At 63.9% G+C, this 22,845-nt stretch carries 26 protein-coding genes, 3 tRNA genes and 1 other RNA gene; 25 read left to right on the top strand and 5 right to left on the bottom strand.

All coding sequences use genetic code 11. The annotated features are described in order from the left end of the window. Window positions 1-99 precede the first annotated feature (99 nt). From pdxH to D002_RS0105940, 10 genes are all read left to right on the top strand, one after another. Window positions 100-744 carry a pyridoxamine 5'-phosphate oxidase gene (gene pdxH, locus D002_RS0105980; protein WP_018141003.1) on the top strand — a complete coding sequence of 215 codons (645 nt, stop codon included), beginning with the start codon at window positions 100-102 and terminating at the stop codon, window positions 742-744. A 129-nt stretch (window positions 745-873) separates the two neighbouring features. Further along, window positions 874-963 (top strand) — tRNA-Ser (locus tag D002_RS0105975). A gap of 238 nt (window positions 964-1,201) precedes the next feature. Continuing rightward, window positions 1,202-1,333, top strand: a non-coding RNA gene (locus D002_RS13425) — RtT sRNA. 231 nt (window positions 1,334-1,564) lie between these two features. Then, window positions 1,565-1,948: a VOC family protein gene (locus D002_RS0105970; protein WP_018141002.1), complete on the top strand. Its 384-nt coding sequence runs from the start codon at window positions 1,565-1,567 to the stop codon at window positions 1,946-1,948. A 12-nt stretch (window positions 1,949-1,960) separates the two neighbouring features. Next, entirely contained in the window at window positions 1,961-2,317 is a 357-nt protein-coding gene (locus D002_RS0105965) for a YciI family protein (RefSeq protein ID WP_017926263.1), read from the top strand. Window positions 2,318-2,369: 52 nt separating this feature from the next. Further along, on the top strand, window positions 2,370-2,825 hold the full coding sequence (locus tag D002_RS0105960; RefSeq protein ID WP_018141001.1) for an SRPBCC family protein: 456 nt from the start codon (window positions 2,370-2,372) through the stop codon (window positions 2,823-2,825). Beyond that, on the top strand, window positions 2,815-3,414 hold the full coding sequence (locus tag D002_RS0105955; RefSeq protein WP_018141000.1) for an AAC(3)-I family aminoglycoside N-acetyltransferase: 600 nt from the start codon (window positions 2,815-2,817) through the stop codon (window positions 3,412-3,414). The genes D002_RS0105960 and D002_RS0105955 overlap by 11 nt, the downstream gene beginning before the upstream one ends. Next, complete coding sequence (locus tag D002_RS0105950) at window positions 3,411-4,328, top strand: VOC family protein (RefSeq protein ID WP_018140999.1); 918 nt, start codon at window positions 3,411-3,413, stop codon at window positions 4,326-4,328. Before D002_RS0105955 ends, D002_RS0105950 begins: the two co-directional genes overlap by 4 nt. A 96-nt stretch (window positions 4,329-4,424) precedes the next feature. Next, the gene (locus D002_RS0105945) at window positions 4,425-4,790 is read left to right on the top strand and encodes a DUF1428 domain-containing protein (protein WP_018140998.1); all 366 of its coding nucleotides are present in this window, start codon (window positions 4,425-4,427) and stop codon (window positions 4,788-4,790) included. 38 nt (window positions 4,791-4,828) lie between these two features. After that, on the top strand, window positions 4,829-6,103 hold the full coding sequence (locus D002_RS0105940; RefSeq protein ID WP_018140997.1) for an RNA polymerase sigma factor: 1,275 nt from the start codon (window positions 4,829-4,831) through the stop codon (window positions 6,101-6,103). 29 nt (window positions 6,104-6,132) lie between these two features. Here the strand turns inward: D002_RS0105940 and D002_RS0105935 are convergent. Further along, window positions 6,133-6,207: transfer RNA gene (locus tag D002_RS0105935), tRNA-Val, on the bottom strand. Window positions 6,208-6,441: 234 nt separating this feature from the next. On the opposite strand from D002_RS0105935, the gene D002_RS0105930 reads away from it, so the two are divergent. The 6 genes from D002_RS0105930 to D002_RS0105905 all read left to right on the top strand — a co-directional run bounded on the left by D002_RS0105930 (window position 6,442) and on the right by D002_RS0105905 (window position 11,933). After that, a tRNA-Ser gene (locus D002_RS0105930) sits at window positions 6,442-6,531 on the top strand. Window positions 6,532-7,000: 469 nt separating this feature from the next. Then, window positions 7,001-9,073 (top strand): SulP family inorganic anion transporter, encoded by a 2,073-nt coding sequence (locus D002_RS0105925; protein ID WP_018140996.1) that lies wholly within the window; start codon window positions 7,001-7,003, stop codon window positions 9,071-9,073. A 123-nt stretch (window positions 9,074-9,196) separates the two neighbouring features. After that, the gene (locus D002_RS0105920) at window positions 9,197-9,886 is read left to right on the top strand and encodes a Bax inhibitor-1/YccA family protein (protein ID WP_018140995.1); all 690 of its coding nucleotides are present in this window, start codon (window positions 9,197-9,199) and stop codon (window positions 9,884-9,886) included. A gap of 77 nt (window positions 9,887-9,963) precedes the next feature. Then, window positions 9,964-10,947: a D-2-hydroxyacid dehydrogenase gene (locus D002_RS0105915; protein WP_018140994.1), complete on the top strand. Its 984-nt coding sequence runs from the start codon at window positions 9,964-9,966 to the stop codon at window positions 10,945-10,947. 5 nt (window positions 10,948-10,952) lie between these two features. Then, window positions 10,953-11,171: a SlyX family protein gene (locus tag D002_RS0105910; protein WP_018140993.1), complete on the top strand. Its 219-nt coding sequence runs from the start codon at window positions 10,953-10,955 to the stop codon at window positions 11,169-11,171. A gap of 6 nt (window positions 11,172-11,177) precedes the next feature. Further along, window positions 11,178-11,933, top strand: coding sequence for a class I SAM-dependent methyltransferase (locus tag D002_RS0105905; RefSeq protein WP_018140992.1), 756 nt, complete (start codon window positions 11,178-11,180; stop codon window positions 11,931-11,933). An 11-nt stretch (window positions 11,934-11,944) separates the two neighbouring features. Here D002_RS0105905 and D002_RS0105900 read toward each other — a convergent pair whose 3' ends face one another. Continuing rightward, a complete protein-coding gene (locus tag D002_RS0105900; RefSeq protein ID WP_369772007.1) occupies window positions 11,945-12,448 on the bottom strand; it encodes a ubiquinol-cytochrome C reductase, iron-sulfur subunit in 504 nt (167 codons plus the stop codon). Between the two features lie 136 nt (window positions 12,449-12,584). On the opposite strand from D002_RS0105900, the gene D002_RS0105895 reads away from it, so the two are divergent. The 3 genes from D002_RS0105895 (at window position 12,585) to cyaY (ending at window position 13,700) form a co-directional block, all read left to right on the top strand. Further along, on the top strand, window positions 12,585-12,920 hold the full coding sequence (locus tag D002_RS0105895; RefSeq protein WP_018140990.1) for a hypothetical protein: 336 nt from the start codon (window positions 12,585-12,587) through the stop codon (window positions 12,918-12,920). After that, window positions 12,920-13,306, top strand: coding sequence for a DUF423 domain-containing protein (locus D002_RS0105890; protein WP_018140989.1), 387 nt, complete (start codon window positions 12,920-12,922; stop codon window positions 13,304-13,306). The genes D002_RS0105895 and D002_RS0105890 overlap by 1 nt, the downstream gene beginning before the upstream one ends. A 70-nt stretch (window positions 13,307-13,376) precedes the next feature. Then, a complete protein-coding gene (cyaY, locus tag D002_RS0105885) occupies window positions 13,377-13,700 on the top strand; it encodes an iron donor protein CyaY (RefSeq protein ID WP_018140988.1) in 324 nt (107 codons plus the stop codon). A gap of 40 nt (window positions 13,701-13,740) precedes the next feature. Here the strand turns inward: cyaY and D002_RS0105880 are convergent, their stop codons facing one another. The 3 genes from D002_RS0105880 to serS all read right to left on the bottom strand — a co-directional run bounded on the left by D002_RS0105880 (window position 13,741) and on the right by serS (window position 16,554). Further along, window positions 13,741-14,145: a hypothetical protein gene (locus D002_RS0105880; RefSeq protein ID WP_018140987.1), complete on the bottom strand. Its 405-nt coding sequence runs from the start codon at window positions 14,143-14,145 to the stop codon at window positions 13,741-13,743. Between the two features lie 23 nt (window positions 14,146-14,168). Further along, window positions 14,169-15,182, bottom strand: a complete 1,014-nt coding sequence (locus D002_RS0105875; RefSeq protein WP_196800108.1) for a thioredoxin fold domain-containing protein — start codon at window positions 15,180-15,182, stop codon at window positions 14,169-14,171. An 85-nt stretch (window positions 15,183-15,267) separates the two neighbouring features. Then, window positions 15,268-16,554 (bottom strand): serine--tRNA ligase, encoded by a 1,287-nt coding sequence (gene serS / locus D002_RS0105870; RefSeq protein WP_018140985.1) that lies wholly within the window; start codon window positions 16,552-16,554, stop codon window positions 15,268-15,270. Window positions 16,555-17,251: 697 nt separating this feature from the next. On the opposite strand from serS, the gene D002_RS0105865 reads away from it, so the two are divergent. The 6 genes from D002_RS0105865 to D002_RS0105840 all read left to right on the top strand — a co-directional run bounded on the left by D002_RS0105865 (window position 17,252) and on the right by D002_RS0105840 (window position 22,780). Beyond that, on the top strand, window positions 17,252-18,748 hold the full coding sequence (locus D002_RS0105865; protein WP_018140984.1) for an FAD-linked oxidase C-terminal domain-containing protein: 1,497 nt from the start codon (window positions 17,252-17,254) through the stop codon (window positions 18,746-18,748). 13 nt (window positions 18,749-18,761) lie between these two features. Beyond that, a complete protein-coding gene (locus tag D002_RS0105860; RefSeq protein ID WP_018140983.1) occupies window positions 18,762-19,712 on the top strand; it encodes a GGDEF domain-containing protein in 951 nt (316 codons plus the stop codon). A 39-nt stretch (window positions 19,713-19,751) separates the two neighbouring features. Next, the gene (locus D002_RS0105855) at window positions 19,752-20,723 is read left to right on the top strand and encodes a sensor domain-containing diguanylate cyclase (protein WP_018140982.1); all 972 of its coding nucleotides are present in this window, start codon (window positions 19,752-19,754) and stop codon (window positions 20,721-20,723) included. 107 nt (window positions 20,724-20,830) lie between these two features. After that, window positions 20,831-22,135, top strand: a complete 1,305-nt coding sequence (locus tag D002_RS0105850) for a citrate synthase (protein WP_018140981.1) — start codon at window positions 20,831-20,833, stop codon at window positions 22,133-22,135. 123 nt (window positions 22,136-22,258) lie between these two features. Then, entirely contained in the window at window positions 22,259-22,462 is a 204-nt protein-coding gene (locus D002_RS0105845; RefSeq protein ID WP_018140980.1) for a DUF2892 domain-containing protein, read from the top strand. Window positions 22,463-22,576: 114 nt separating this feature from the next. Continuing rightward, window positions 22,577-22,780, top strand: coding sequence for a DUF2892 domain-containing protein (locus D002_RS0105840; protein ID WP_018140979.1), 204 nt, complete (start codon window positions 22,577-22,579; stop codon window positions 22,778-22,780). The last annotated feature ends 65 nt before the right edge of the window (window positions 22,781-22,845 follow it).

Genomic DNA, 22,845 nt, shown 5'->3' with positions numbered 1-22,845 from the left:
TTGATCGTCTTGGGGTGTGACACCGAAAAGCCCACAAATTTCCGATTCCTCCGGCGCACCGTATGATGAGTGCATCGCTGCCCCACCACCGAGGCCCTCATGAGCACTGCCGATCACCGCCATACCCGCCGCGACTACACGCATGCGGAGCTGCGACGCCGAGACCTTCGGGAGAACCCGCTGAGCCTCCTCAATGACTGGCTGGAGGCCGCCCGCGACGCCGGCAACCCGGACCCCACCGCCATGATCCTCGCCACCGCAGACGCCGACGGCCAGCCCTCCGCCCGCACTGTCCTGCTCAAGCATGTGGATGCCGAAGGCCTCGCCTGGTACACCGACTCCCGCAGCCGCAAAGGCCAGGACCTGAACGAAAACCCTCGGGCCGCGCTGTTGTTCTACTGGCCGGAAACCGAACGCCAGATTCGCGTGGAAGGACCGGTCACCGCCCTACCGGGCGAACTGGCCGACGAATACTTCCATCAACGCCCCCGCGGCAGCCAACTCGCGGCCGCCGCCTCCACTCAGAGCCACCCGGTCGCTGACCGCGAAGCATTGGAGCAGCGCGTACGCACACTGAGCGAGCAACATCCGGACGGACCCATCCCGCGCGATGCCGCCTGGATCGGCTATCGCCTGCAACCGGAGCTATTCGAATTCTGGCAGGGCCGGCCGAGCCGCCTGCACGATCGCTTCCAGTACCGTCGCGTCGGCAGCGACTGGGAAATTCTGCGCTTGATGCCCTGAGGGAACGGCCTGAAGGAACGGTTAGTAGACCTCGAGCCTGCGCCTGCCGGGCCGGCTACCGCTCCGGCACACGAATCTGCTAGGATTCGCTCCGCCGTCGCGGCTCGACCCCGCACGGTGCAACAATTCGGAGAGGTGCCGGAGTGGTCGAACGGGGCGGTCTCGAAAACCGTTGTACTCTCGCGAGTACCGAGGGTTCGAATCCCTCCCTCTCCGCCAAATTCAAGCAAAGGGGTCCAAGTGGCCCCTTTCGCACGTCTTGGCCCCTGAGGTCTCGGGATTCGAACCCGAGGAATCAGAAACGATGGTTCGACCGATGGCGCATCGCGATATCGGAACGCCGCAGCGCAGCGGAGGCGGCCCGTAGGGCGGCGACAACGTCGCCGTAATCCCTCCCTCTCCGCCAAATTCAGCAAGGGGGCCTAAATGGCCCCTTTTGCGTTTCCAGCCCCAGCGTTCCGGGATTCGAACCCGAGGGTTAGAAAATAGATGGTTTGGCCGGCAGCGCGCAGCGATGCCAGAACGTCACCGCAGGTGACGACCCGAAGGACAAGGCACATCGTGCCGAGTAATCCCTCCCTCTCCGCCAGATTCAAGCTAAGGGTACTAAAGTGGCCCCTTTCGCACGTCTGACCCCGCGTAATCCGTCTACGGTACAGCCGCTCGCACTGGCGTCAGTCCCGATCGATCGCAGCCCCCTCCCGATCCTTTCGACTGGTTTAAACAACCTTGTCGATTTTCCCGATTCCCGTTCGTCTACAGTTCAAAGGGCCCGCTGCACCGCGCCCGTTTGTTCGATCCCGCCAGAGGAGATACCGCCATGGCCGCCAATCCCGTCGTCTGGTTCGAGATTCCCACCGAGGATATCGGCCGTGCCCGCGCGTTCTACGAAGCCGTCCTGGACATGTCGCTCACACAAGCCGATACCAGCGTATTCGCCCCCAGCACGGAGATCTGGATGTTTCCGATGGAGGAAGACCGGCCGGGGTGTGCTGGCGCGCTGGTACAGGGTCCCGACAACCCGGTCGGTTCCGGCGGCTGCATGGTCTATTTCGGCTGCGACGACTGCGGGATCGAGGCGGAACGCGTCGCGACCGCCGGTGGCTCGATCGAAAGCCCCAAGGAGTCGATTGGCGACTACGGCTTCTGCGTCATCGCACGCGATCCGGACGGCAATCGATTCGGTCTCCACTCAATGCGTTAGGGGATACCCACCATGAACTTTCTGTTGCTCATCCTCGAAGATCACGGCGACCGCGATGCCCGCAGCGATGCCGAAGGGCAGGCGCTTTACGCGGAAATGCTCGCCTTTGGCGCCGAACTCGACGCGCGTGGCCAGTTGCTTGCCAGCGAATCCCTGCGACCCGACCGCCACGGCGTGCGCATCCGATCCGACGAAGGGAAGACCCGTTTTATCGACGGCCCGTTCATCGAGTCACGGGAGATGATCGGCGGATTCTTCCTGATCGACTGCGCCGACCGCGACGAAGCCGTGGAATGGGCCACACGCTGCCCCGCCGCGCGCTTTGCAACGGTCGAGGTACGCGAATGCGCCCCCTGTCACCAACGCTGACGGCATCACGCGCCCCCTCCCATCTATCGTTCAACATCGGAGGCCATCAGCCATGTCCGCTGACCGCAACGTCCACCTGCACCGCGTCCTGCGCGCGCCGCCGGAGCGCGTCTATCGCGCATTCCTGGAACCCGACGCTATTGCCAAATGGAATGCACCGTACGGCTTTACCGCGCGCGTCCACGAGATGGATGCTCGCGTAGGCGGCGGCTACCGGATGAGCTTCATCAACTTTGCCACGGGGACTCACCACAATTTTAGCGGCGAGTACCGCGAACTGGACCCGGGTCGTCGAATTGTCGTCAGCGACCGCTTCGACGATCCCTCGCTCGGGGGCGAGATGACGCTCACCGTAACGCTGGATCCAGTCTCCTGCGGCACCGCACTGGATATTCTTCAGGAAGGTCTGCCGGAGGCCATACCACCGGAGCTCTGTGTTCTCGGCTGGCAGGAATCGCTGACCCTGCTTGCCTACCTCGTCGAACCCGAGATTCCTGATGGCGGCTGACCCGGCACCCCCGCCGAAAGAGCGGTCCTTGCTCAAGATCCGGCGCCTTGGTCCGGCGGATCGGACAGCCGCGCATGCCCTGCTCGATCTGTTTGCGGACGTGTTTGGGGAACCGGACACCTACTCGGGTGCGCGTCCCTCCGACGAGTACCTCAAGCGCTTGCTGGCTCGAGAAACGTTCATCGCCCTGATCGCCGAAACGGAAGGTCAGGTCGTCGGCGGTCTGGTCGCTTATGTCCTGGACAAGATCGAACAGGCCCGCAGCGAGGTCTACATCTATGACCTCGCCGTGGCCGACGACTTCCGCCGACGCGGCATTGCCACAGCCCTGATCCGCCACACCCAGGCCATCGCCGCCGAGCTGGGTGCCTGGGTGGTATTCGTCCAGGCCGATCGCACCGACAATGCCGCGATAGCGCTCTACACCGGCCTGGGCCAGCGCGAGGACGTGCTCCACTTCGACTTGCCCCTGAACAATCCCCGCAATGCACCCCCATCGCACGCGGGCACCAACCTGGGGAACACCGAGGTTCCCCACACGGGGTCCTTCGCGATCAAGCGCTCCGAAACAGGAGACGAGACGCCATGAGCCACGCACCCCAAATCATTGTTCCCCACCTCTTGTTCGATAACGAGGCCCGGGAGGCGGCGGACTTTTATTGCTCGATCTTTCCCGACTCGAGCATCACACACCTGACCACGCTACATGACACACCGGGGGGCGACTGCGACGTCGTGTCGTTCGCTCTATGGGGTCATGCGTTCATGGCGATCAACGCGGGCTCAATGTTCCGATTCAACCCGTCGATCTCGTTCATGGTCAATTTCGACCCCTCGCGTGATCCCGACGCCAGAGCACGGATCGACGAGATCTGGGCGAAGCTTGCCCACGGCGGCCAGGTACTCATGCCACTGGACCGCTATCCATTCAGCGAGCGCTACGGCTGGATTCAGGACCGGTTCGGGCTGTCATGGCAGTTGATCCTGACCGATCCGCGAGGGGAAGAACGCCCGCCAATCATTCCGTCGCTGCTGTTTGTTGGAAACGTCTGCGGCAAGGCGGAAGAGGCATCCGATTTCTACCTGTGGAAGTTTCGCCATCCGCAACGCGGGCAGCTCGTCCGCTACCCCAGCGACATGGAACCCGACCGCGAAGGAACGGTGATGTTCACCGATTTCATGCTGGAAGGCCAATGGTTCGCCGCTATGGACAGCGCGCAGGAGCACGATTTCGGCTTCAACGAGGCCATATCGTTCGTCGTGAACTGCGCCGACCAGCAGGAGATCGACCAGCGCTGGGCATCCCTGTCGGCCGTTCCAGAAGCCGAGCAATGCGGCTGGCTCAAGGATCCATACGGGATCTCCTGGCATATCGTCCCCGAACAGCTGTCCCACATGCTGAAAGATCCCGATCCGGACAAGCTCAGCCGGGTCACCCAGTGCATCCTCAAGATGAAGAAGGTCGATCTCGCTGCCCTGCAGGGTGCATACGATGATCGTTAGTCCAGACCAGCACACTGTCCCCTACCGCACGACCGGGGTCCGGCACGCCCGGGCACCCGTCCACATCCCGTCCGATTCCCCCAAAGGAGCCAGACCATGAACTACGTTGACGGCTATGTAATACCGATTCCACGAGACCGGATCGAGGACTACCGCCAGCAGGCTGATCTCGCCGCACAGATCTGGCGCGAGCACGGCGCACTGGAAGTCATCGAGTGCGTGGCTGATGACGTCGCGCCGGGCGAGTTGACGTCGTTCCCGCGCAGCGTCCAGGCACGCGACAACGAAACGGTGGTGTTCTCGTGGATCCGCTTCGAATCACGCGAGCATCGGGATCGTGTCAATGCCGACGTCATGGCGGACCCGCGCCTGCCGTGCCCGGACAAAACGCCGGACCAGGACCCACCGTTCGACCTGCAGCGCATGTTCTGGGGCGGCTTCGAGGTACTGGTGGAACGGTGAGCGGCCGCGACCAATCCGGTGCACATCCAGCACCCGGGATGCGGGATATCCAGCGCCGCATCGAGTCCATCTGGCGTCTGGATGCGAGCCGCATCGTGGCGGCCCTGGCGCGCTGGAGCGGCGACTACGCCCTCGCCGAAGACGTGGCACAAGATGCCCTGATCGCCGCCCTCGGACACTGGCCCACCCAGGGAATCCCGGAAAACCCGACCGCGTGGCTGCTACATACGGCACGCAACCGCGCGGTCGACCACCTGCGCCGCGAACATCGGGGCGATGCCCTCGTCGCCAATTACGGTCACGAAATCGCATGCAGCCACCTGGGGGCATCGACGCCCCAATGGAGCGACGATGTCCGTCACGACACGCTCGCCCTGCTGTTCATCGCCTGCCACCCGGTCCTCCCCCCCGACACCCGCTGCGCACTCGCTCTGCGCACCCTCGCCGGACTCGACAACACCGCCCTCGCCCGCGCCTTTCTGGTCTCCGAAACCACCATCGCGCAGCGCATCGTCCGCGGCAAACGTAAACTCGCCCAGGCCAACGTCCGGTTCGAAACGCCATCGCCGTCCGAATGCCGGGAACGCCTGGGATCCGTGCACGAAGTGATCTACCGGCTGTTTACCGAAGGCCATGTGGCCAGCCAGGGCGACGCCTGGACGCACGGCGAGTTCTGTCATGAGGCACTGCGCATGGCCCGCGTGCTTGCACAGGCCATCCCCGAGGATATCGAGACCCAGGCACTGCTCGGCCTGATCGAACTGCACGGCGCGCGCCTGGCCGCGCGCATGGATGCGCAAGGCAACCCAGTGCTGCTGAAGGACCAGGATCGCGGCACGTGGGATCGCGGCGGCATCCGCCGTGGCCTGATCGCCCTGTCCCGTGCCAACAGGCTCGCCCGAGATCAGAACGCCGGGCCGAGCCCATTTCGCCTGCAGGCTGCCATCGCCGCCTGCCATGCGACAGCGCCCAGCTTTGCCGCCACCGACTGGCCGCAGATCGCCGCTCACTACGCAACGCTGTTCACGACCACGGGATCGCCGGCCGCACGCATCCATCAAGCGCAGGCCGCCGCCCAGTTCGACGACCCGGCGCACGTACTGGCGGCGCTCGACACCGACATCGATGCCCGGGCACTGTCCAGCTATGTGCCTCTGCACGCCGTACGCGGGGACCTCCTGGAACGCTGCGGCGAACGCGAGGCCGCGGCAGCGGCGTTCCGGCGGGCTGCCGAGCGCTCTGCCAATGAAGCGGAGAAGCACCTGCTGCTTGACCGTGCGCGGGCAGCCGCACCCCCAACAAAAAAGGGCTAGGCCCGCTGGACCTAACCCTTTGATAATGCTGGTGGGCGGTACTAGGTTCGAACTAGTGACCCCTGCCGTGTGAAGGCAGTGCTCTACCGCTGAGCTAACCGCCCAGAACGCGCACAAGATTAGGGCCACACCGGGCCTGCGTCAAGCATTCCAAGGCCGCCTATTAGCCTCCCGGCGAATTGGTAACGGGCCGCCACATGAGCCTGATACCCAGCTGGCACTGCCCTTCAAGCCAAATGAAAACCGCAGGCCCAAATCCCTCCCTCTCGTGGCCGGCAGGCCACGCAGTACCACCCCGGTTGCCAGGCCGCCCCCCTTGCCAGACAATGCCCAACCTCGGAGAGGTGGCAGAGTGGTCGATTGCACCGGTCTTGAAAACCGGCAGGGGTGAAAGCCCCTCGAGGGTTCGAATCCCTCCCTCTCCGCCAGATTAAGCAACCGCGTCCGAGCTGCCGCCTGACACATGAAACGTAGCCGGCCACAGATTCGAACCCGAGGAATCGACAACAATGGTTCGACTGGCAGCGCGCAGCGATGCCAGAGCGTCACCGGAGTGTGACGACCCGAAGGGCAAGGCGCTACGCGCCGCAGTAATCCCTCCCTCTCCGCCATATTCAATCCCCCCTCTCCTCACACTTCCCCGCACTTGCTAATACCCATCCATAGCTCATGTGGTATGCGTCATATTGAACAAGTTAGATAGAAGAAAATGGAATAGGCCTCTATAATTGCGGACTCCTTTCCGCCTGTGCCCGTCCCACGCTTCGGGCTCAGACCTGGCTGCCATCTCAGTGACGACGGCCCTGGCAGCCGACCGGCCCGGACGCACCATCCCCGGCGCCGCAATATCGGTCCGGCCGTCGTCCATTATCACGAACCGGCCGAGCGAGTGACCCGATGAATTCGATGCTGCTGCGAGTGTTTCCTTTCCTGAGCTGGCGTCCGACCAAGCAAACCCTCAACGCGGATTTCATCGCTGGCATCTCGGTCGCTCTGGTCCTGATTCCCCAGTCGATGGCCTATGCACAGCTGGCAGGTCTGCCGCCGGTGTACGGGCTTTATGCGTCCCTGCTGCCGGTGATGGTCGCGGCCCTGTGGGGCTCATCCAACCAGCTCGCCACCGGCCCGGTGGCCGTCGTCTCGCTGCTTACGGCGTCGGCCCTGGTGCCACTAGCTGCCGAGGGGTCGACCGAGTTCGTCGCCCTGGCGATCGCACTCGCATTCATTGTCGGCGTGGTGCAGCTGGTACTGGGTCTGTTCAAGCTGGGCGCGCTCGTCAGCTTTATCTCGCACCCAGTCATCGTCGGCTTCACTAATGCGGCCGCGATCATCATCGGTTTGTCCCAGGTCAACAAATTGCTGGGTGTGCCCATCGACACCAGCGGTCATTTCCTGCTCGGCCTCTGGGGCGTGGTGCTGGAGCTAGGCAGCGTTCACTGGCCGACGCTTATCTTCGGCCTGGGTGCCATCGCCCTGATGGTCCTGATGAAGCGCTTCACCCCGAAGGTTCCCGGCGTCCTTGTCGCCGTCGTTGTCGCCATTGTCCTGAGCTGGGCCATTGGCTACGAGCGCAAGGCCGAGACCTCCGTGGACCAGATCGCACCGGCCGAGGTGGTCACGCTAGCCCAGGCCATCGAACGCGAGAGCAGCCGCCTGGCCGAGCTCGATGAGGAGATCCGGAACTTGGAAGCGGAGGCACAGGGGCTGGACGGCGCCGAGGCAGTCCGTCTACGCCACGAAGCCGACCAATTGCGCCTGGAACGCGACGAGTTGCGTCCAGAACTCGCCAACAAGCGTGACGAGATCCGCGACATCAGGCTGCGCCGCGTACCGGGCGAGAACGATGAACCGGCGCGTTTCATCGCGGATGAGCACCTCACCGACGCCGAACGCCAACGGGCAGACTCCGCCAACTGGCGCGTCGAGCGCGTCAGCGAAGATGGCGTTCAGCTCAATGGGGGTGGCGCCGTAGTCGGCAATGTGCCTCAGGGTCTGCCGAACTTCTCGGCACCGGAAATCACCTTTGGAACGGTCACTACCCTCTTGACCACCGCCTTCGTCATCGCGCTGGTCGGCTTTACCGAGGCCATTGCGATTGCGAAAGCCATGGCGGCCCGTACCGGGCAACGCCTGGACCCCAACAAGGAGCTGATGGGTCAGGGCCTTGCGAACATCGCAGGGGGCTTCACCCAGGGCTATCCGGTGAGCGGCTCGTTCTCGCGATCGGCGGTCAACCTGAACTCGGGTGCGAAAACCGGGCTGGCCTCTGTGATCACGGCCGTGATCATCGGCCTGGCACTCCTGTTCCTGACGCCTCTGATCTATCACCTGCCACAGGCGGTGCTGGCGGCCATCATCATGATGGCGGTCGTCGGGCTCATTAATTTCAAAGCCATCAAGCATGCCTGGGTGGCCAACAAGCACGACGGGGCCGCCGCGATTGTCACCTTTGTCGCGACGCTGGCCATGGCACCCAACCTGGACTACGGCATCCTCATCGGTGCCGGCCTGGCGATCGTGCTGTACCTGTACCGCACCATGCAGCCGCGTGTCTCGGAACTGGCGCGCTACGAGGACGGCACCCTGCGCGAGGCCCAGCGCTATGGCCTGGAGACCAACGAGAAGGTCGGCATGATGCGCTTCGATGGCTCCCTCTACTTCGCCAACGTGCCTTACTTCGAGGATGCCGTGCTGGACCTTCTGGCCCGCCATCCGCAGGCCAAATACCTGATTGTGGTCGGCAAGGGCATTAATGAGATCGACGCCTCCGGCGAGGAGGTCATCCATCAGTTGGTGCACCGCTTGAAGGCCCGCGGGATCACGTTGGTGTTCGCTGGTGTGAAGGCCCAGGTGATGGAGGTCATGCAGCGCACCGGGCTCGACGAGATCATCGGCAAGGACAACATCTTCAAGTCCACCGATCACGCGGTGAAGACGGTTTCGGAAAAGGCTGGCGAGCCCATCAAGTAACGCCCGCAGGCGGATTCATGCCATGGTCCGGCCGATGCCACGAGCGGACCATGGAAACGCTGCAACCATCCGCACTTCTCGCTACACTAATTGCTGTTTCGAACCCACTGAAGGAGTTGTCCCGTGTCCCGAGACCAGATCGTCCGCTCCAGCCGCAATCCGTCGAGTACGGGTTCTATCAGCGAGACCATCTCCACCAACAAGGTGATCCGGCAGACCTACATGCTGCTGTCGCTCACCCTGGCCTTCAGCGCGATCACCGCATTCATCGCCATGGCGGTCAACGCGCCGCCGGTGCACTGGATCTTCATGCTCGGCGTCCTGATTGGCGGACCGTTCGCTATCTATGCCGCGCGCAACTCTGTCCTGGGCCTGGTGCTCACCTTCGCCTTCACGGGCGTGCTGGGCTTCTTCCTCGGCCCGATCCTGAGCATGTACCTGGGCCTCCCGAACGGGCCGCAAATCGTCGGGAACGCCTTCGCCGCGACCGCCGTCGCGTTTGTCACGCTCTCCGGCTATGCACTGGCCACCAAGAAAGACTTCAGCTTCCTGGGCGGCTTCCTCGTCGTCGGCCTGGTGGTGGCGCTGCTGGCCATTGTCGCCAACCTGTTCCTGGCGATCCCAGCCCTGTCGCTCGCGATCTCGACCGGCGTCGTCCTTCTGCTGTCCGCGGCCATCCTGTTCGACACCAGCCGAATGATCCACGACAAGGAGGCCAACTACGTCGTGATGACCGTCTCGCTGTACGCGAACCTCTACGTGATGTTCCTGCACCTGCTGAACCTGTTCCACGCCTTCATGGGCGACAACTAGGTTTCAGCGAGTACGGCATCGCAGGAACGCGATCCAGGGCCCCGCTGCGCGGGGCCCTTTTTCATTGGACCCCGACCATGAACCAGCCTCAGCACGGCGTCTTTCTCGATCTCGCCACCGTCAACCGTGGTGACCTTGACCTGAGCGAGCTTCAGGACTGCCTGCCGCATTGGGCCCTCCACGAGCGCACGCAAGCCGGCCAACTCACTCAACGCATCCATGAAGCCGAGGTCGTCATCACCAACAAGGTCGAGCTGGATGCGGATGCACTGGCCGCTGCACCCAAGCTGCGACTCATCTGCGCCGCGGCAACCGGCACCAACAACATCGACGTAGAGGCCGCCCAGCGGCTGGGGATCGTTGTCAGCAACGCCCGCGACTACGCAACGGACTCCGTGGTTCAGCATGTCTTTGCGCTGTTGCTCACACTGGTCACCCGACTCGACGACTATCGCGCCGATATTCGTGCCGGACGCTGGTCCCAATCCGATCAGTTCTGCCTCCTGGATCATCCGATTGGCACCTTGGCTGGCATGCGCATCGGCATCGTCGGGTGGGGCGTCCTCGGAAAGGCGACCGCCCGCATCGCCGAAGCCTTTGGCATGGAGGTTCGCGTGGCCGAGAGCCTGGAACCTACCCGAGCACACCAGACTTCCGGGTCACAGGAGCGTATGCCACTGGAGGAACTCCTGGCGCAGTGTGACGTCATCAGCCTGCACTGCCCGCTGACCCCGGAAACCCGACATCTAATCAACAACGACGCCCTGCAGCGCATGCGAACGGGCAGTTTGCTTCTGAACACGGCCCGTGGGGGCCTGGTCGACCCCGAAGCCTTGGCCCTGCACCTGCGCAGCGGCCACCTGGGCGGTGCCGGCATCGACGTGGTCGAGCCCGAGCCACCTCCCGCTGATCATCCGCTATTGGCCGACGACATCCCCAACCTGGTCCTGACGCCACACACGGCCTGGGCGGCCCACTCGGCACGTCAGCGGGTGATCAACGAGCTGGCCGCGAATATCCGAGCCTTTGCCAGCGGAAAGCCGCGCAACGTGGTGGAGTGACACGCATGAACCCGCAAAGCCTGCAAAAACGGATCGAGGACCTGGAAGTCCGTTTGGCCCATCAGGAATACACCCAGGAGGAACAGGCCCGCGTTCAGCTGGCGCTACAACAGGCCAACAGTGAGCTACGTCAGCAGGTGCAATGGCTGCGGGACCGGCTCCGGGAGCTGGAAGAACGCAACGGCGGACCCGAGGGCGCCGAGCCACCCCCGCCCCACTACTGACACCCGATGCCGCTCACAGTACAAGCGATCCTGGGGCACGAGGCCGAAGCCCGCGCCCTGCGCGAGACACTGGAGGCACTTGGTTATCAGCATTCGGGAGAGGCCGAACTGACGTTGGAGCTCGGCCCCGAGGGGCTTGCGCTCCTGCGCACCGATCGCCGTCCACCCTTGCGGCTTCACCTGGATTTTGCCGCCGGGCGCCAGGGCTATCGGCTCGCCCATGCCGGGCATCAGCGCGAGGGGCTGATCCGCGCATTCGGCAAGCTGCCGCGCGACAGCCATGTCATTGACGCCTCCGCCGGCATCGGCCGCGACACCCTGCTCCTGGCGGCGCATGGCTTCCGCGTCACCGCCTGGGAGCGCCACCCGGTGGTGTACCGGCTCCTTGCCGATGCGCTTGCGCGCGCGAGCCGAACATCCGAGCTGGCAACCATCATCGAACGCATCACCCTGTTCGAAGGCCCGGCCAACCCGAGCCAGCTGGAACCACCGGCGACCGCAGCGGTGTTTGATCCCATGTTCCCGGAACGGGCCAAGCGAGCGGCCGTAAAAAAGGACATGCAATTGATTCAGGCGCTGATGCCGGATGCGGCCGACCCGGATGCCGACCAGACCCTCGCCACCCTACGCGCAGGAGTCGAACGCCGCGTGATCGTTAAACGGCCCCTGCACGCCCCAGCCATCGGGCCGGACACGCCTCAGGCCAGCGTGAAAGGAAAGAGCGTGCGCTTCGACCTCTATCCCGCGTTTCAAGCCCCCTGAGCCTGCGAGCGTCAGGAACCTCCAAGGATGAGTTGATCATCACCGGACAGGCGATATTCCGGAATTGGAAGGTTTCTACGCGCCGGCTGATCGGCATAGACGCGTCCCGCCCCGTCATACCGCCCCCCCCGGCAGCGATCCTCAAACCCACCGGACCAGCCTTCCGCTTCTTCGGGGTGCACGAGATTCAGTTCGCAGCCCAAATCGGTGCTTTCGCCGATCACCACTAGCCATTCCGGGCGATAACTACGCAGGGGCAACGTCAGGCCATCCGGCTGCTGCCCCCTCCGGGCATTGGGGTCGGCGAGATCTGCATCGTCGGCTAACGCCTCCTGCCACGCGGCATCCCGATGCACCACCAGCACCCGCCGGCTCTCCCATACCAGGCGTTTCGCCTCACCGGGCGCGATGTCTCGCAGGTCCACACGCAAGGTCTCGCCGCGAGCATCGCCCGGGCGTGAGAGCGCGTAGCTCAACAGCACGACCACCAACAAGGCGACTGCGCCGAAAACCATCAACTTGATCAGGGCGCGGATTCGCACCCGCGCCAGGGTGTCATTCGGGACCTGCACGGTTCGCCTCTCATGGTGGGTCTGTGGGCCGTTGCGAAATCGCTTTGCCTGGGCGGAGTGCACGCCTACACTATGCGGCATGAATGCACCCAAACGCTCCAACCGCTCCTACGTCGGCCTGTACAACGATATGTACGCCGGCATGACGCCCATCGGCAATTTCATCCGCGATGCCTGGGTATTCGGCATCCTGCCCGAAACCGAGACCTGCGAGGGCTGGGATGTCTCCCGCATCCAGATGCTCCACGACCAGGTCAACGCCGAGTGGGACAAGTACGACCTGCGCATCAGCAACCTGCCCGCGGAACTCCGTGAGCGCCACGAACGCATCCACCAGGAAGCGATCGATCGCGCCCGCGAACATGGCTGGGTCGCTGGCGAGGACATCGACCGCGAGATGGGCGACGACGCCTGATGGGCGGAAGTGAACCGCTAATACGGCCGATCATTACGATCGCCGCCCTGCTCGCTGGCGTGGCGGTCATCCTCGGCGCCTTCGGGGCCCACGCCCTGCAGGAGCGTCTATCCGAACACGCCCTCGCCACCTGGCATACCGGGGTGCAATACCACTTCATCCATGCTCTGGCCCTGCTGCTGATCGCGGCACTGTGGAGCCACCTGGCGCATGGCTGGGCCGCCGCCAGCGCCATCGCCATGGTGATCGGTATCCTGCTCTTTTCCGGCAGCCTCTACGCCCTGGCACTTGGGGCGCCGCGCATTCTCGGTGCGATCGCGCCACTGGGCGGGACTGCCTTCATCCTGGGCTGGCTAGGGTTGGCGATCGCCGCCTGGCGCGCCTGACTTATACTCCCAACCCAGCGCCCCACCGGGGCGCGGCCTGTCCGCATTTCACCAACGTACCGAGAATTCCATGAGCCAGACGTCTTTTGCCGTATTTGCCGAAAACACCCTGGACGACATCCAGACCCGACTGAGCGACCAGAGCGCCCTGGACGATCTGGACATCGACCTGATCGATGGGGTCATGACGATCGAATTCGACGACGGCGCCCAGATGATCCTCAATCGTCAGGAGGCGGCCCAGCAGATCTGGCTGTCCTCGCCCGAAGGGCCGGCCCACTTCGGCTATTCCGACGAGGAAGGCGCCTGGATCGACGATCGTAATGGCGAGGAGCTGCACGCGACCCTGGTGCGCGTGATCGAGCAGAAGCTGGGCGTGCCGGTCGAACTCTGACCCCCATTAGTGGGCGTGGTAGCGCCGCCCCGAGCAGTCCCTACTTTGTGTCGTCTTGGTCCGCCGCCGTGCGGCGCTCCTCGGCGCTGGGCGGTTCATCCTCCAGCGCCCGCAGGTGGGCCTCCACCTCGGCCAGCACGGGGTGTGGCTTGTCCTGGTCCAACGCGACATCAATCGCGCGGAGCGCCTCCACCGCCTCTGGATCGCCCCGCAAGGGCATACGCGCCATGCCCAGTGCGAGCATGCGGAACTGCCGAAACACCAAGTAGCTAACCGTCGCCAGGATCAGCGCGCCCCAGAGATTGTCCTGGAACCACAGCCAGACCGCACCACCATACCCCGCAAACGTCAGCACGAAGATGCCCAGCGCCACGCGATGAGAACGGGCGACGATGCCCTCCAGGACATCCCGGTTACGGATCACGAAATCACGTTCGAAGTGCACGATGTAGGCCTTTCTTTGCAGTGTCAGGGGCGCGCCGGCTGCTGCGCACGCCAGAGTTCAAACGTCGGGAATTCCTCGTAACCGCGCGTCAGCACATAGTCCATCACGTTGCGCAGACGATTCAGGTGGACCACGGAGTCGATCCGGATGATCTCCTCGCCCTTCTCGTCGAAAAAGATCATGGTCGGCGCCCAGTGAACGTCCAGGTCCGCCGCCCATTCTTTCGCATTGGTACGCTCCCCCGCCGGCGTCAGCACGGGCGTATCGGGATCGTCCGCGTTTAGCTGCACCGCATCCATCATCGCAATGCGCTCTAACACGGCGTCATCCTGCAAGGGCTCGGAATGCAGGATATCGCAGGCATGGCAGGCCTCGCGTTCGAAGAAGACCACCAACGGACGATCCGCTGGAATCCGGCTGCGATCCAGCGCATACGGCGGGTTCACAAAGAAGTCGCGTTCGTTGATGTCATCCAGATCAAACTTGGGCGGTGGATCGGCCCGCTCCAGATAGTCTCGGAAGCTTTTTTCCTTATCGTGGCGGTCGATCACATACTCCAGCAACGCGCGAAACCGGTACGGCGGATAATACCCCCGCATCTGGTGAATCCGCTCACCCTCGGCGTCATAAAAGGCAATGGACGGGGTAAAATTCAGGCGCCGCTCGGCGGCATAACGCCGCTCCAGCCAGGTCTCGCCATCAAGATCCGTGACCTCGCGTGTTCCCAGGGCATCGATTGCCACCACATTGAAGTGCGAAGACAGATAGTCACGGATGTCATCCTGGGAAAAGTTCTTGTCGAACAGCGCCTCGCAATAGGGGCAGTCGTCCATCCCGAAGTACACCGCCAGCCCCATCTTGCCCTGCTCCACGGCGTCTTCCAGGTCCTCCCGCAGATCGAGAAAACTCAGTTCAAACCATTCAGGGGTATGCAAGCCAATCGGCCGCGGGGTGTCGTCGAAGACGAGCCCTTCTTCCAGCAGTTCGTCCTCGTCCGGATCGTCCGCCGCGGCCGTCGGCAGGATCGCCAGCGCCATGAAGAACAGCACCAGGGTGGCGAGAACGCCGAAGCGATGATTTCCGGGCAGAGAAGGTTTCACGGGGTCACTCCGGATGGGCCTGCTATTCGGACGGCGGCTCCAGCACCGAGGTTCCCCCGAGATAAGGGCGCAACCGCTCCGGAATATGGATCGAGCCATCGGCCTGCTGGTGGTTCTCCAACAGCGCAACCAGGGCGCGGCCGACCGCCACGCCGGAGCCGTTGATAGTGTGTACCAATTCCGGCCGCTCTCCGGCCTTCGGGCGGAAGCGTGCCTGCATGCGCCGCGCCTGGAAGGATTCAAAATTCGAGCACGAGGATATCTCGCGATAGGCCTCCTGAGCGGGCAACCAGACCTCGAGGTCATAGGTGCGCGCCGCGGCAAAGCCCATATCCCCGGCACTCAGCAGCATCACCCGGTACGGCAGCTCCAGCGCCTGCAGGATCTTCTCCGCGTGTCCGAGCAAGCCCTCCAGCGCCGCCTCCGAGTCTTCAGGTCGCACGATCTGCACCAGCTCCACCTTCTCGAACTGGTGCTGGCGGATCAGTCCGCGAACGTCGCGACCGTAGCTACCCGCCTCGGAACGGAAACACGGAGTGTGCGCCACCATTCGCAGGGGCAGCCCGTCCGCTTCCAGGATTTGTTCGCGCACCAGGTTGGTCAGGGTCACCTCGGCAGTGGGGATCAGGCGATAGCGCTGATCGCAGTCCACCGAAAACAGATCCGCGTCGAACTTCGGGAGCTGCCCCGTCCCCTCCAGGGATTCCGGGTTGGCCAGGTACGGGACGTAGGTCTCCTGATACCCGTGCTCAGTGGTGTGCAGATCCAGCATGAACTGGGTCAGGGCGCGATGCAGGCGCGCCATCTCCCCTCGCATCACCACAAAGCGCGACCCGGCCACCCGCACGGCCGCCTCGAAATCGAGCCAGCCGCCGGGCAGACCGAGATCCACATGGTCGCGGGGCGCAAAATCGAAGGTACGCGGCGTCCCTTCGCGACGAATCTCCACGTTGCTGGTTTCGTCCAGCCCGTCGGGCACGTCCGCCTGGGGCAGATTGGGGATCTGCATCAGCAACGCGTCCAGGTCTTGCTGCACCTCGTGCAGGTCGGTCTCGCACTGCTTCAACTCGTCGCCCAGGCGTCCAACTTCGGCCTTCAGCGGCTCGATGTCCTCGCCCCGCGCCTTGGCCTGCCCAATCCCCTTGGACCGGGTATTGCGCTCCGCCTGCAGCTCCTGGGTGCGCACCTGGAGCTCTTTGCGCCGCGCTTCCAGGCTCTCAAAGCGGTCACGATCCAGGGTATAGCCACGACGAGCGAGCGCCGTGGCGGTCGCGTCCAGGTCCTGGCGCAGGCTGCGAATATCAAGCATAGCGGGTTTCCGATACCGGTTTGAGGGAACGACGGGGAAGTCTACGGTTGCGGCCCGGTGGCGTCCACGCCAGGCCCTGGCCTGTAGGAACGGCTTTACGAAGCAACCGGTCCGGCGCCCAGCACAAAGCGGACCCCGCAGAGCCCGGCCGCCGCCGCCAACACACAACGCAGGAGGCTCGTGGCGATATAGGCAAGGCCCCGCCCCCAGGCACCATCCATTCCTGCATGCCCAGGCGCAACGCCGACCCCAGCGCACCCCCAACGGCCACGACCAGCTAGGGAGACGCTGATTTAATCGCGCGTCCGCGCTCGAGTCGCTTTTGCGTGCGAACAAGGCGCGGTGACTGCCGCGCAGTCATTCTGCACAAAGGAGCCGCAACGCCGTGCGCGCGCCCGTTTTTGATCAACAACGGGCGGCCGAGCCCCTGCTTTCCATGGTTTGCGGGGTTGGCGCCCCCTGTTCCCCGATCCTGCGTTGCGCCCCGAATCCATCAGAAACGGGCGGGTAGAACCACTACCCGCTGCACGACGCGCCTTGTCTCGGAAAACAGGGGGCACCAACGCGGACGCGCGATTAAATCAGCGTCTCCCTAGGAACCGATCCCCACGCTCATCATTGCATCTCGCCCCTGGAAAAGACGTACAGTTTATGCGATCACCCAGCATGGACCCAGCGAGCCCCTACCATCACCCCTATGAATGCCGTGTCCCCGCTCAAGCATATGGAGGCTGCCACCCAGGCACTCGCGGCGGTAGTGGATGCGCTGCGCGATGCATTGCCCAACGACGCGCTCGTCATCGAGGAGGCCGAGCGGAGGGCTTATGAATGCGACGGGCTGTCGGCCTATCGCCAGATCCCTGGGGCCGTCGCCCTCCCCCGAACCCGTGACGAACTGATGACGTGCCTGCGGCTTTGCCGCGAGCATGGTGTGTCGATCATTCCACGCGGCGCCGGCACCGGCCTGTCCGGTGGGGCCTTGCCGAGCGAGACCGGCTTGTTGCTGTCGATGGCGCGTTTCAACCGCATCCTGGAGATCGACGCCGACAATCGCTGTGCCGTCGTCCAGCCCGGCGTGCGCAACCTCGCGATCTCCGAGGCCGCGGCGCCGCAGGGTCTGTACTACGCCCCGGATCCCTCCTCGCAAATCGCCTGTTCCATCGGCGGCAATGTGGCAGAAAACGCCGGGGGCGTGCATTGCCTGAAGTACGGGCTCACCGTGCACAACGTAACCGGCCTGGAGATCGTCACCCTCGACGGCGAAGTCGTCCGCCTCGGGGGCAAGACCCTGGACACCCCTGGTCTGGACCTCCTCGCCTTCATGATCGGTTCCGAGGGCATGCTCGGCATCGTCACCGAAGTCACCGTCCGGCTCCTGCCGCGTGCAGAACGCACGCAGGTCCTGATGGCGAGCTTCGATGACGTCGAGACGGCCGGGGGTGCCGTGGCCGGTATTATCGCTGCGGGTCTGATCCCGGCGGGGCTGGAGATGATGGACAACGCGGCCATCCGCGCCGCTGAGGACTTTGTCCACGCGGGCTACCCGGTGGAGGCTGCGGCGATCCTCCTGTGCGAGCTGGACGGCACCAATGCGGAAGTGTCTGAGGACGTGATGGTGGTGCGCCAGAAACTGCTGGATCTTGGCGCGACCGAAGTCCGCACCGCCCGCGATGATGCCGAACGTGCCCTGTTCTGGGCCGGGCGCAAGGCAGCCTTCCCGGCCGCAGGCCGCATCTCGCCGGACTACTACTGCATGGATGGCACCATCCCACGGCATCAACTGGGAACCGTCCTCCACCGAATCAACGAGCTGTCGGCGGAACACGGTCTCGGGGTCTGCAATGTCTTTCATGCAGGGGACGGCAACCTCCACCCCCTGATCCTCTACGACGCCAACCAGACGGGTCAGCTCGAAACGGCCGAGGCATTTGGCCAGCAGATCCTCGAACTGTGCGTCGCCGTGGGCGGCACAATCACTGGAGAACACGGCGTGGGCGTAGAAAAACTGGATGGCATGTGCGCCCAGTTCCCGGCCCCGGAACTGGAACAGTTCCACCGACTGCGCCGCGCCTTCGATCCACTGGGGCTGCTCAACCCCGGAAAAGCGATCCCGACCCTCGCCCGCTGTGCCGAATTCGGCCGCGAGCACGTCCATCACGGCCAGGTCGCACACCCCGACCTGCCCCGGCTGTAGCGCGAAGCATCTAATGCCTGCAACCACCCTTGCCACGCCTTTGGCCGATGACTTCACCAGTGCGGTCGATGCCATTCTGGAGGCCCTGCACCATCTGGTTCCGCTGAATCTCTGGATGATCACACGCGTCGAAGGCGACGACTGGATCGTCCTGCACACGCGTGGCAAGGCACCCCGGATCCGCCCCGGTGCCGTCTTTAACTGGCAGCATTCCTACTGCATCCGCATGCATGCCGGCGAAGGCCCCAACATCGCGGCGGATGCGCAGTCCGTCCCGGCCTATTCAAGCGCCACCATCAATGAACAGGCGAGCATCGGGTGTTATGTCGGATTTCCGCTACATGATGCCGACGGCAAGCTGTTCGGCACCCTCTGCGGGCTGCACCCAAAACCCATGGATGCCGAAATCACTCGGCACCAGCCGGTCATCCAGGCGATCGCTACGGCCCTTAGTCACGTCCTGCGACTGGACCAGCACGCGGAAGAACTGGACCGTCTGCGCCTGCAGACGGCCCTGGCCACCCACAGCGACCCACCCACCGGCACCTTGAACCGCCGCGGCTGGGAGATGGCCCTGGAGGCTGAAGAGACCCGCTGCCGTCTTGGCGGTCAGCCCGCTGGTGTGATCGTGGTGGCATTCGCCACACAAACCCCTTCCGGGCAGAGGAGCGGCCAGGCAGAGGACGCAGGACTGGTGCACTCCGTGCTGGCGCTGCAGGCCCAGGTCGGTCCAGGCGAGTTTGTCGGTCGACTGGGGGGCGCCCGATTTGGCATTCTGGTCAGTGGACGCGCCGCGACTACCCTCGCCCAGTACAGCGAAAACCTGGAGCACGCCCTGGCTGGACAAAGAATCCCCGCGAACGTGGGCTACGCCATGCGCGAGGCGGCCTCCGGAAGTCTGGAACAGGCACAGATACGCGCCGAACGCCACCTGCGGCAAGCCGGCGCCGCAGCGGCTGAATAGAGTACGACCCCACGATCGCCGGTACCCGCGACGGATGCCATGCCACGAGCTCAGGACCCCATCGACGATGCCCCTTCGCCCTTCAACCGGGGCGTGGACCACACCCTCAAGATGCTGCACCGCATCGTACCGATGGACGTGTGGATGCTCACCCGGGTCGAAGGTGACGAGCAGATCGTCGTGCGGGCAGACGATCACGGCTACGGCATCGGGTCCGGGACGGCCTTTGACTGGGGCAACTCCTTCTGCATCCGCATGCTGGCGGGCGATGCGCCGCATATCGCACCCGATGTGCAGCAAATCCCCGCTTATCGACAGGCCCTTGCCGCCCATGACGATCCGCCGGCCATTGGCAGCTATGTGGGGTTCCCGGTCAACGATCGCGACCACGGCATGTTCGGCGTGCTGTGCGCGATGCATCCAGAGCCCCTGCCGGACAACCTGGGGGCCCATGCGAGCGAAATCGAATCCGCCGTTGCGGTAGTCGAATCGCTCATTCAGCTGCGTCATCAACTGGATGATCTGGAGCGCGAACGCGAAGCACTGCGCCTGGAGGCCTACACCGACAGCCTGACCGGGACCTACAACCGCAGAGGCTGGCAGCTCGCGCTACAGGCCGAGGAACAGCGCTGTCAGGACCACCACCTACCCGCCGGGATCATGGGATTCGATCTCGACGGCCTCAAGGCCGCCAACGACCAGTACGGCCACGAGGCCGGGGACCGCCTCATCGCCGCGGCCGGGCAGGCCCTGAAGGGTGCCACACGTGACGTCGATGTCGTGGCGCGCCTGGGCGGGGACGAATTCGCCGTCCTGCTCCCCGAAACTCCGGCCGATCATTTGCCCGAGATCGCGGAGCGCTTGCGCACCGCACTGCACGACGCAGGAGTCGCCGCGTCCCTCGGGTACGCATGCCGCACCATCAGCGGCACCCTCGCTGAGGCCCAGAACAACGCCGACGCCGCCATGTACGCGGACAAGCGCGCCCGCCACACATCCCGGAAGCTGTAACCCCAAAGCACCCGGCCCGCCCCGCCAGAGTCGCTGCCGAATCCCGGTCGATGGTTTACCATGGACTCCTTCCTATCCGGACGTCCCCTTTCCGACGAGGCCGTTTCATGAGCAAAACCGTCACCCTGACCGACAACACCACGGGCAAGAGCATCGAACTGCCGATCCAGGAGGGCTCCCACGGCCCGAATTGCCTGGACATTCGCGCGCTGTACAAGGAACTGGGCTACTTCACCTACGACCCCGGCTTCATGTCCACGGCCAGCTGCCGTTCCGATGTGACCTTTATCGACGGTGACGAAGGAACGTTGCTTTATCGCGGCTATCCGATCGAGCAACTCGCGGAAGGAAGCACCTACCTCGAGGTCTGCTACCTGCTGCTGAATGGGGACCTGCCTTCATCCGACGACCTGCACGACTTCTCGCGCATCATCAAGGAACACTCGATGCTGCACGAGGCGGTGCGCCGCTTCTTCGACGGCTTCCGCCACGACGCTCATCCCATGGCCATCATGGTCGGGGTGGTGGGCGCCCTGTCGGCCTTCTATCACGACAACGTCGATGTCCATAACCCGGAACACCGCCGCATTGCCGCGCACCGGCTAATCTCCAAGATGCCGACAATCGCTGCCTGGTCGTACAAGTACGCGCACGGCCAACCATTCATGTATCCGGACAACAACCTGTCCTATACCGCTAATTTCCTTGCAATGATGTTCGGCGTACCCAGCGAGCCCTACCAGCCGAATCCGGTGTTCGTCCGCGCCCTGGACCTAATCCTGATCCTGCACGCCGACCACGAGCAGAACGCCTCGACCTCAACCGTGCGCCTGTCCGGCTCTTCCGAGGCCAACCCCTTCGCCGCGATATCCGCCGGGATCGCGTCGCTATGGGGCCCGCTGCACGGTGGCGCGAACGAGAAAGTCATCCGCATGCTCGAGGAGATCGTGCACTCGGACAAGAGCGTGGAGGATTTCGTCGCCCGCGCTAAAGACAAGAACGACTCGTTCCGCCTGATGGGCTTTGGCCACCGCGTGTACAAGAACTACGACCCGCGCGCCCGAATCATCCGCAAGATGACCCATGAGCTGCTGGCCGAGATGGGCGATATGGGGGCGGACAACCAACCTTTGTTCGACGTGGCCATGGAGCTCGAGCGCATCGCGATGGAGGACGAGTACTTCATCGAACGCAAGCTCTATCCCAACGTGGACTTCTACTCCGGCATTATCCTGCGCGCGATGGGCATTCCGCTGAACATGTTCACCGTGATCTTCGCACTCGCGCGTACCGTCGGCTGGATCTCGCACTGGAACGAGATGATGCAGGACCCGGAATCGCGTATCGGGCGGCCGCGGCAGCTCTACACCGGCTACCCGGCCCGCGAATACACCTCCATCGAAGAGCGCTAGTCCGACACGCCTCTCCGACGGTCCGGCACGCACTGCGTCATACGGCACAGGGCCCGCTTGCCCTGGCCCCGTGCAAGTGCTATCTACATGGATATGTCTCGGACCAAAAGGGAGGGATAACCCATGTCCACCGACCGCTTCTTCATGCTATTCGCCGGCATTGTGGTCCTGGTCAGCGCCCTGCTGACCTGGGTCGCCAGCACCTGGTGGCTGTTGCTCGCTGTCGTTATTGGGGCGCACCTGATCCAGGCCTCTTTCACCGGATTTTGCCCCCTGGTGAAGATCCTCAAATCCCTCGGGCTCAAGCCGGGCGAGATCTTTCCCTAAGCTCGGCCGGCACATCGGCTTGCAGTCAACAAAACACGCCCCGGTGCCCCTTGTGTTCGCGGGCGCTAGCCCTCATATTAGATATTACTAATACTTCACCAGGAGGCACCACCCATGAGTATTGATCGCGTCGTAATGGCCTTCGCCGGCACCGTCATCATCATCAGCGCCATCCTCGCGTGGGTCTTCACCCCGATGTGGCTCATTCTGACCCTGTTCGTCGGCTTTAACCTGCTGCAGTCCGCTTTCACCGGCTTCTGCCCCCTGGCCATGATTCTGAAGGCCATGGGCGTCAAGCCTGGCGAAGCCTTCAACTAAGCGCCCTGATCCACACAGAAAGGCCCAGGGCTCCGCGTCCTGGGCCTTTCTGCGTTCAGGCACCC

It is taken from the genome of Thioalkalivibrio sp. ALJ7, from assembly GCF_000376865.1.
Classification (GTDB): domain Bacteria; phylum Pseudomonadota; class Gammaproteobacteria; order Ectothiorhodospirales; family Ectothiorhodospiraceae; genus Thioalkalivibrio.
This window is presented reverse-complemented; position numbering and strand designations above follow the sequence as displayed.

Bases quoted from the DNA above. Each gene is read 5' to 3' on its own strand.
- pdxH (WP_018141003.1), top strand. From the start codon at position 100: ATGAGCACTGCCGATCACCGCCATACCCGCCGCGACTACACGCATGCG.
- D002_RS0105970 (WP_018141002.1), top strand. From the start codon at position 1,565: ATGGCCGCCAATCCCGTCGTCTGGTTCGAGATTCCCACCGAGGATATC.
- D002_RS0105965 (WP_017926263.1), top strand. From the start codon at position 1,961: ATGAACTTTCTGTTGCTCATCCTCGAAGATCACGGCGACCGCGATGCC.
- D002_RS0105960 (WP_018141001.1), top strand. From the start codon at position 2,370: ATGTCCGCTGACCGCAACGTCCACCTGCACCGCGTCCTGCGCGCGCCG.
- D002_RS0105955 (WP_018141000.1), top strand. From the start codon at position 2,815: ATGGCGGCTGACCCGGCACCCCCGCCGAAAGAGCGGTCCTTGCTCAAG.
- D002_RS0105950 (WP_018140999.1), top strand. From the start codon at position 3,411: ATGAGCCACGCACCCCAAATCATTGTTCCCCACCTCTTGTTCGATAAC.
- D002_RS0105945 (WP_018140998.1), top strand. From the start codon at position 4,425: ATGAACTACGTTGACGGCTATGTAATACCGATTCCACGAGACCGGATC.
- D002_RS0105940 (WP_018140997.1), top strand. From the start codon at position 4,829: ATGCGGGATATCCAGCGCCGCATCGAGTCCATCTGGCGTCTGGATGCG.
- D002_RS0105925 (WP_018140996.1), top strand. From the start codon at position 7,001: ATGAATTCGATGCTGCTGCGAGTGTTTCCTTTCCTGAGCTGGCGTCCG.
- D002_RS0105915 (WP_018140994.1), top strand. From the start codon at position 9,964: ATGAACCAGCCTCAGCACGGCGTCTTTCTCGATCTCGCCACCGTCAAC.
- D002_RS0105910 (WP_018140993.1), top strand. From the start codon at position 10,953: ATGAACCCGCAAAGCCTGCAAAAACGGATCGAGGACCTGGAAGTCCGT.
- D002_RS0105905 (WP_018140992.1), top strand. From the start codon at position 11,178: ATGCCGCTCACAGTACAAGCGATCCTGGGGCACGAGGCCGAAGCCCGC.
- D002_RS0105900 (WP_369772007.1), bottom strand. From the start codon at position 12,448: ATGGTTTTCGGCGCAGTCGCCTTGTTGGTGGTCGTGCTGTTGAGCTAC.
- D002_RS0105895 (WP_018140990.1), top strand. From the start codon at position 12,585: ATGAATGCACCCAAACGCTCCAACCGCTCCTACGTCGGCCTGTACAAC.
- D002_RS0105890 (WP_018140989.1), top strand. From the start codon at position 12,920: ATGGGCGGAAGTGAACCGCTAATACGGCCGATCATTACGATCGCCGCC.
- cyaY (WP_018140988.1), top strand. From the start codon at position 13,377: ATGAGCCAGACGTCTTTTGCCGTATTTGCCGAAAACACCCTGGACGAC.
- D002_RS0105875 (WP_196800108.1), bottom strand. From the start codon at position 15,182: ATGGCGCTGGCGATCCTGCCGACGGCCGCGGCGGACGATCCGGACGAG.
- serS (WP_018140985.1), bottom strand. From the start codon at position 16,554: ATGCTTGATATTCGCAGCCTGCGCCAGGACCTGGACGCGACCGCCACG.
- D002_RS0105865 (WP_018140984.1), top strand. From the start codon at position 17,252: ATGAATGCCGTGTCCCCGCTCAAGCATATGGAGGCTGCCACCCAGGCA.
- D002_RS0105860 (WP_018140983.1), top strand. From the start codon at position 18,762: ATGCCTGCAACCACCCTTGCCACGCCTTTGGCCGATGACTTCACCAGT.
- D002_RS0105855 (WP_018140982.1), top strand. From the start codon at position 19,752: ATGCCACGAGCTCAGGACCCCATCGACGATGCCCCTTCGCCCTTCAAC.
- D002_RS0105850 (WP_018140981.1), top strand. From the start codon at position 20,831: ATGAGCAAAACCGTCACCCTGACCGACAACACCACGGGCAAGAGCATC.
- D002_RS0105845 (WP_018140980.1), top strand. From the start codon at position 22,259: ATGTCCACCGACCGCTTCTTCATGCTATTCGCCGGCATTGTGGTCCTG.
- D002_RS0105840 (WP_018140979.1), top strand. From the start codon at position 22,577: ATGAGTATTGATCGCGTCGTAATGGCCTTCGCCGGCACCGTCATCATC.